9 protein-coding genes are annotated in these 6,418 nt (G+C 73.3%); 3 read left to right on the forward strand and 6 right to left on the reverse strand.

The window, feature by feature from the left end; all coding sequences use genetic code 11:
- Nucleotides 1-140 precede the first annotated feature (140 nt).
- The 4 genes from ACXJKG_RS18385 to ACXJKG_RS18400 form a co-directional block, all read right to left on the reverse strand.
- Nucleotides 141-995, reverse strand: a complete 855-nt coding sequence (locus ACXJKG_RS18385; protein WP_456847186.1) for a S1 family peptidase — start codon at nt 993-995, stop codon at nt 141-143.
- A gap of 67 nt (nt 996-1,062) precedes the next feature.
- Nucleotides 1,063-2,037, reverse strand: a complete 975-nt coding sequence (locus ACXJKG_RS18390) for an SURF1 family cytochrome oxidase biogenesis protein (protein ID WP_456847187.1) — start codon at nt 2,035-2,037, stop codon at nt 1,063-1,065.
- Nucleotides 2,034-2,276, reverse strand: coding sequence for a hypothetical protein (locus tag ACXJKG_RS18395; protein ID WP_456847188.1), 243 nt, complete (start codon nt 2,274-2,276; stop codon nt 2,034-2,036). Before ACXJKG_RS18395 ends, ACXJKG_RS18390 begins: the two co-directional genes overlap by 4 nt.
- The gene (locus ACXJKG_RS18400; protein WP_456847189.1) at nt 2,273-2,632 is read right to left on the reverse strand and encodes a DUF3099 domain-containing protein; all 360 of its coding nucleotides are present in this window, start codon (nt 2,630-2,632) and stop codon (nt 2,273-2,275) included. Before ACXJKG_RS18400 ends, ACXJKG_RS18395 begins: the two co-directional genes overlap by 4 nt.
- Before the next feature lie 133 nt (nt 2,633-2,765).
- Between ACXJKG_RS18400 and fabG the strand changes: the two genes are divergently transcribed.
- From fabG to ACXJKG_RS18415, 3 genes are read left to right on the forward strand one after another with little or no spacing between them, the layout of a single operon-like run.
- Entirely contained in the window at nt 2,766-3,503 is a 738-nt protein-coding gene (gene fabG, locus ACXJKG_RS18405) for a 3-oxoacyl-ACP reductase FabG (RefSeq protein WP_456847190.1), read from the forward strand.
- Nucleotides 3,504-3,544: 41 nt separating this feature from the next.
- Entirely contained in the window at nt 3,545-4,315 is a 771-nt protein-coding gene (gene fabI, locus ACXJKG_RS18410) for an enoyl-ACP reductase FabI (protein ID WP_456847191.1), read from the forward strand.
- Nucleotides 4,316-4,353: 38 nt separating this feature from the next.
- Nucleotides 4,354-4,872 carry a SixA phosphatase family protein gene (locus tag ACXJKG_RS18415; protein ID WP_456847192.1) on the forward strand — a complete coding sequence of 173 codons (519 nt, stop codon included), beginning with the start codon at nt 4,354-4,356 and terminating at the stop codon, nt 4,870-4,872.
- 2 nt (nt 4,873-4,874) lie between these two features.
- On the opposite strand, the gene ACXJKG_RS18420 is transcribed toward ACXJKG_RS18415, so the two are convergent.
- On the reverse strand, nt 4,875-5,933 hold the full coding sequence (locus tag ACXJKG_RS18420; protein ID WP_456847193.1) for a DUF4037 domain-containing protein: 1,059 nt from the start codon (nt 5,931-5,933) through the stop codon (nt 4,875-4,877).
- The coding region (gene serB / locus ACXJKG_RS18425; protein WP_456847194.1) for a phosphoserine phosphatase SerB at nt 5,930-6,418 on the reverse strand (489 nt) is incomplete at its 5' end. The genes ACXJKG_RS18420 and serB, both read right to left, overlap by 4 nt.

Here is a 6,418-nt window from a genome sequence, read left to right on the forward strand (position 1 = left end):
ACCCCGAGCGTGTGCTGCTGCTGCCCGACGGGGACGAGGACCTGTGGAGCCCGGCCTACCTCGACCTCATCGCGCTGGCCTGACCGGCCGGCCCGCTGGACGACGCCCCGGCCGCGTGGACCGGGGCGTCATCCGTCGGCTCAGACGACGCCGAAGGTGGCCAGCCAGCTCGTGACGACGGAGATGTCGACCCGCTGGTAGCCGCCGAGGTACCGGCAGTTCTCGGTGTACCCGTAGCTGGTGACGGCGACGATGCTGCCGTTCAGGAACACCGGACCGCCCGAGTCCCCGAAGCACGTGCCGCCGGTGCCGCGGTTGTCCTTCTCGTTCCCGTTGGTCTGCAGGATCTGCGCGGTGAGCTTCTGACCCGGCATCTCGACGTACCGGCGGATCAGCGGGTAGCTCATCGGCTGGGGCTTCTGCGGGCCCGTCTCCGGCTTGCGGACCTCGGTGCCGTAGCCGACGGCCGTGAACAGCGTCTTGTTGAGCACCGGCTGCGCGAACCCGTCGAGGTAGTTCAGGCTCGCCAGGCGGGCCGGGGCGATCCCCGTGACCGGGTGGTCGAGCACGATGACACCGACGTCGTTCCAGTTGTCGACGTCGGTGAAGTCGGAGTAGTCGGGGTGCGTGTGCGCCGTCCCCGAGAGGTAGCCGGCTGCCTGGATCTCGGCCTGCGTGTAGCCGGCGCTCGGGTCGGCGGCGACCGGGAACGGGGTCGGCGGCTGCTCCGCGATGACGGAGTCGAACGTCACGAGCGTCTTGCCGAGCGTCCCGTCCGTGCAGTGCGCCGCGGTGAGCACCACGGTCGGGGAGACGAGGGTCGCGCTGCACCGGAACCGGCCGTCAGCGCTGTAGAACAGGATCAGTCCGACGTTCGGGTGGGTGTTCCCGTCGGCGGTCCCGCCGGTGCTGGCGAGCGCGGGTGCCGCGCCGAGGGCGGTGAGCCCCAGTGCCATGGCACAGGCGACGACGAACTTGAGCAATCTGGGTCGCATGCGAAGTTCCTCCTGGTTGGTCTGGTGATCCACACCACACCATGCGCGACCCTGGCGCGCCAGCCGATCAGCGGGGCCCCTCCTCGCGGCCCGGTCCCTCGCCCAGCTGGGCGTCGATCAGCGCGTCCTCGGCGTCCTCGTCGCGACCACCCCGGCGGCGGGGGGCGTCCGGGGCGGACGGCACCCGACGCGGGCGCGAGGTGTCGCGGGTGGGCCACAGCTCCACGCCGTTCGACATCACGGGGGCCGGGGGTGCCACCGAGGCCCCGTCGTCGAGCGCAGCCCGCTCGTCCTGCAGCTCCCGGCGGGCGCCGAGGCAGAACGCGATGAGGCCACCCAGCGCGAACGTCCACCACTGGAACGCGTACGACAGGTGCGACCCGGGGTCGGTGCTCGGCGGCGGGAGCTGGCCGGGCACGGGGGAGACCGCCGGGTCCTCCGACGTCATCGCCACATAGGCGTCGTACGTGTCGCCCTCGACCCCGCCGACGGCGAGCACCTGGTCGACCGAGATCGCCTGGACCTGCCCCGGCGGAGCGTTCCGGGTGGTGGCCGGCTCGTCCTGCCGCAGCCGCGCGGTGAGCGTGACGGACCCCTCGGGTGGGGCCGGTGCCGCGACGTCGGCGCTCGCGTCCTCGCCCGGATCCACCCACCCGCGGTCGACGACGAGCACCGAGCCCGCCTGCGTGGGAGCGGACGCGGTTCCCGCCGAGGCGTCCTCGACGACGAACGGGACGAGCACGTGGTACGCCGGGGCGCCGTCCACGGGCCGGTTGCGCAGCAGGACGGTGGCGTCCGGCTCGTAGTGGCCGACCACGGTCACGCGCTGCCAGACGTCGTCGTCGGTGAGCGCGGTGCCGGTGGCGGGCAGCACCGTGTCGAGCGGCACAGGGTCCGCCGACCAGTTGGTCTCGACCACGGCGATCGCCGCGTCCCGCCAGACGTGGCGGTTCCACTGCCAGCGGCCGAGGAACGTGCACGCGACCGCGACGACGACCCCGAGCAGGACCAGGCCGACGGCGCGGCGGGTCGCGGGGCTCATGACCCGGCGGCGGGCTCGAGCTCCGCCGCGGGGACGACGCCGCGTAGGAAGCCCCGCACGTCGAGGAACTGGCTGAGGTGCTCGCGGTGGTCGTCGCACGCCAGCCAGACCTTCCGGCGGTCGGGCGTGTGCAGCGTGGGGTTGTTCCAGAGCAGACCCCACGTGGCGGTCGCGCGGCAGCCGCGGCTGCTGCAGACCAGCTCGTCGACGGCGTCGGGGACGGGGCCGAACAGGCTCACTCGCGACCGTCCTGGCGCTCGTCCGACGGTCCGAGCCCGCGGGTCCCGGTGCCGGGGCCGAGCTCGCGCGGCGTCATGAAGGAGACGTCCGAGTCGCTGCGCTCGCGGCCGGCGTTCGCGAGGAGCACCGCCGAGTACGGCAGCACGACGGCGGCGACGATGAGGACGAGGGAGGCCCACAACGGGATGTGGCCCCAGCTGAGGACGGCGCCGGCGAAGCAGATCACGCGGATCCCCATCTGGACGAGGTAGCGCTTCTGCCGGCGGGCCATGTCGTCGGCGAGCGCCTCGGGCGCCGAGGTGATGCGGTGGATCTCACCCGGGGGGACCTCCGGGTGCCGACGGTTGCTGCTCACCACCTGATGGTAGTCCGGCTGGGCTGAGGCGACGCTGAGGGACGGTGTTGTGCAGGTCCCACAACGTCGTGGGACGAACATGGGCGCGGACCCTGCCGTGACGTGCGGCAGACGTCGGATAGCGTCGTGTCCCGTGCCAGAGACTTCCGACAACACCAGCACCCCCACCCCGCGCAGCGTCCTCGTCACCGGTGCCAACCGCGGCATCGGGCGCGCGATCGCCGAGCGGTTCGTGGCGAACGGCGACAAGGTGGCCACGATCTACCGCTCGGGCGAGCTCCCGGCCGGCGTCCTCGGCGTGGTCGGCGACGTGCGGGACACCGCCAGCGTGGACGCCGCGTTCGCCGAGATCGAGGCCGCGCACGGCCCGGTCGAGGTGCTCGTCGCCAACGCGGGCGTGACGCGCGACCAGCTGCTCATGCGGATGACCGACGAGGAGTTCTCCGAGGTCCTCGACGTCAACCTCACGGGCGCCTTCCGCTGCGCCCGCCGGGCCAGCAAGGGCATGATCCGGCTGCGCCGCGGGCGGATCATCTTCATCTCCTCGGTGGTCGGGCTCTACGGCTCGGCGGGCCAGGTGAACTACGCGGCCTCGAAGTCGGCGCTCGTCGGGATGGCACGGTCCATCACCCGGGAGCTGGGCGGCCGGGCGATCACCGCGAACGTGGTGGCCCCCGGCTTCATCGACACCGACATGACGCGTGCGCTGCCCGAGGACAGGCAGAAGGCGTACCGCGAGTCGATCCCGCTGGGCCGGTTCGCCGAGCCCGACGAGGTGGCCGGCGTGGTCGAGTTCGTCGCCTCGGACGCGGCGGGCTACATCTCCGGCGCGGTCATCCCGGTCGACGGCGGCCTCGGCATGGGCCACTGATCCTCTTCCTGAAGCACGGCGACAACGAGAACGGAACGCACATGGGTCTGCTCGACGGCAAGAAGCTCCTGGTCACCGGCGTCCTCACGGACGGCTCGATCGCCTTCCACGTGGCGCGCCTGGCGCAGCAGGAGGGTGCCGAGGTGCTGCTCACCTCGTTCGGCCGCCAGTTCCGCCTCACGCAGGCGATCGCGCGCCGGCTCCCCAAGGAGGCGCAGGTCCTCCAGCTCGACGTCACGGACGCCGACGACCTCGCCGCCCTCGAGGGCCGCGTCCGCGAGGCCGGGTTCGACGCGCTGGACGGCGTCGTGCACTCGATCGGCTTCGCGCCCCAGTCCGTCATGGGCGGCAACTTCCTGGCCGGTGAGTGGGCGGACGTCGCCACCGCCCTGGAGGTCAGCGCCTACTCGCTGAAGTCCCTCGCCGTGGCCACACAGCCGCTGCTGGGCACCGGCGGGTCGATCGTCGGGCTCACCTTCGATGCCCGGTACGCCTGGCCGGTCTACGACTGGATGGGCGTCGCCAAGGCGGCCTTCGAGTCGACCGCGCGCTACCTGGCCCGCGACCTCGGCCCGCACGGCATCCGCGTGAACCTGGTCTCCGCCGGCCCGATCCGCACCACCGCCGCCAAGTCGATCCCCGGCTTCGAGGCGATGGAGGGCGGCTGGCCCGAGCGCGCGCCCCTCGGCTGGGACGCGTTCGACCCCGAGCCGACGGCCCGTGCGGTCGCCGCGCTGCTCTCGGACTGGTTCCCGGCGACCACGGGCGAGATCGTGCACGTCGACGGCGGCTACCACGCGATGGGTCTGTGACCCTGCGCACGGAGCCCGAGGGGTGGGACGCTGAGCGCGTGACGCCCGACACCGGCACCCGGCGACTGCYGCTGCTACGTCATGCCAAGGCCGAGCACCCGGACCTCATCGCGGACATCCAGCGCCCGCTCTCGCTCGTCGGTCGGCGTCAGTCGGCCAAGGTGGGGGCGGCGCTGGCGGCGGAGGACCTCGTCCCGGACCTCGTGCTGTGCTCGTCCAGCGTGCGGACCCGGCAGACGTGGGACCTGGTCCGTGGCTCGCTGGGCGCGGACCCGACCGTCCAGTTCCTCGAGGACCTGTACTACGCCGGGTCCCACGCGCTCGTCGAGCTGGTGCGCGCCGTGCCGCGGGACGTGCGGACGCTGCTGGTCGTGGGTCACGAGCCGACGATGTCGCAGGCGGCCGTCGTCCTGGCCGGGCCCGACTCGGACCCGACCACGCTCGCCCGTGTCCGGGTCGGCGTGCCGACGGCCAGCTGGTCGCTGCTCGAGGTGGCCGACTGGGACGAGCTGGTCAGCGGTGCGGCGTCCCTGCGCCGGCTCGCGATCCCGGAGTGAGCTCAGTACAGCTCGCGCAGTGCACGGGTGCGTCCTGAGTCGGTCGCGAGGTCGGTGCCGGCGCTGACGAGGTCGATGCCTCCGATCAGCGGCCGGCGGGCGATCTCGCGCACCGTGGGGCCGCTCATCGCACGCACGAGCAGCCCGGCGACGGACGCCCCGTCGACGACGTCGAACGGCCGCGCGTGGAACCGGGAGGTCCGCTCGGGCACGTCGGGCGTGAGTCCGAGCCGGTTGTGCCGTTGCACCAGCTCCACGAGGACCGCGCCGAGCCGCTCCTGCCGCTGCTCCCAGCCAGCGGCCGCCAGGGTGCCTGCCATGGACCGCCGCAGGGACTCCGTCGAGGTGAGACGTGCGAGCGCCGTGCCGAGCCACTTGTCGTACGGCGCGTACCGGCGCTCCTGCAGGAACGCCAGCTGGCTCGCGGTCCGGCACACCCGGGCGGTGATCATCCGCGACCCGAGGTCGTCCCCGGCCATGCCGGCGCGCGGGGCGAGGTGCTCGTCCTGCCCGATCGCCGACCAGGCCGCGGCCTGCTGGTAGAGCCAGACGTCCCGCGGGTAGAACCGCAGGCGCGCCCGGACGGCCTCGAGGCCGAGGTCGTCGTGGAAGACGGCGCCGGCGGTGATCGAGAGCAGCCGCTGCTGGGGCACGACGAGCCAGTCCGCCGGCGTCACGGGGTCGACCGGACCGAGCACGCGGCGGAGCAGGGAGTCGAGCGTGAGGATCTCGACACGGTGGTCGGCGTCCCCGGGGCCTCGCGTGCCGTCGGGTGCCGGTGCTGCGGCTCCCGTGGTCCAGCCGGCGATCGCGGCGGGCAGGCCGTGACCGAGCTCCGCGTGCAGGTCGGCGCCGTGCGCGGCGTGGTCCGACTCCGACAGGAGCAGCTGCAGCCGCGGGCCCCAGTCGTGGTCGGTCGACGTGAGGTCGTCGAACCCGAGCACGTCGGAGCCCGGCCCGACGAGCGCGGCGGTGTGCGGGAGGTCGCGCGCGACGAGGATCGGGCGGACCTCGTCGTACAGGAGCCGTGCGAGGTCCAGACCCGGCACGAACTCGCTCACCGCGCGAAGACCGGSAGGTCGAGSACGGCGTCRAGMCGGTCSCGGACAACRGCGTCGGCGGCCTCGCAGACCAGCGGCTTGGCGTTGTAGGCGATGCCGAAGCCGGCCGCCGCGAGCATGTCGAGGTCGTTGGCGCCGTCGCCGATCGCGATCGTGCGCTCCATCGGGATCCCGACGGACGCCGCGTACTCCCGCAGCGTCTCGGCCTTGGCGGCGCGGTCCACGACGGCGCCGCTCACCCTGCCGGTCAGGTGCCCGTCGACGACCTCGAGCGCGTTCGCCCTGGTCAGCGTGATGCCGAGGGTCGCGGCGAGCGGGCGGACGATCTCGATGAACCCGCCGGAGACGAGCCCGACGGGCCACCCCCGGGCGTCCAGCTCGGCGACGAGCTCGCGCGCGCCGGGGGAGAGCTCCACCTCGGCGAGCACGTCCGCCAGCACCGACTCCGGCAGGCCCGCGAGAGTGGCCACGCGCTCGTGCAGCGA

The organism is Cellulomonas sp. P5_C6 (genome assembly GCF_054049635.1).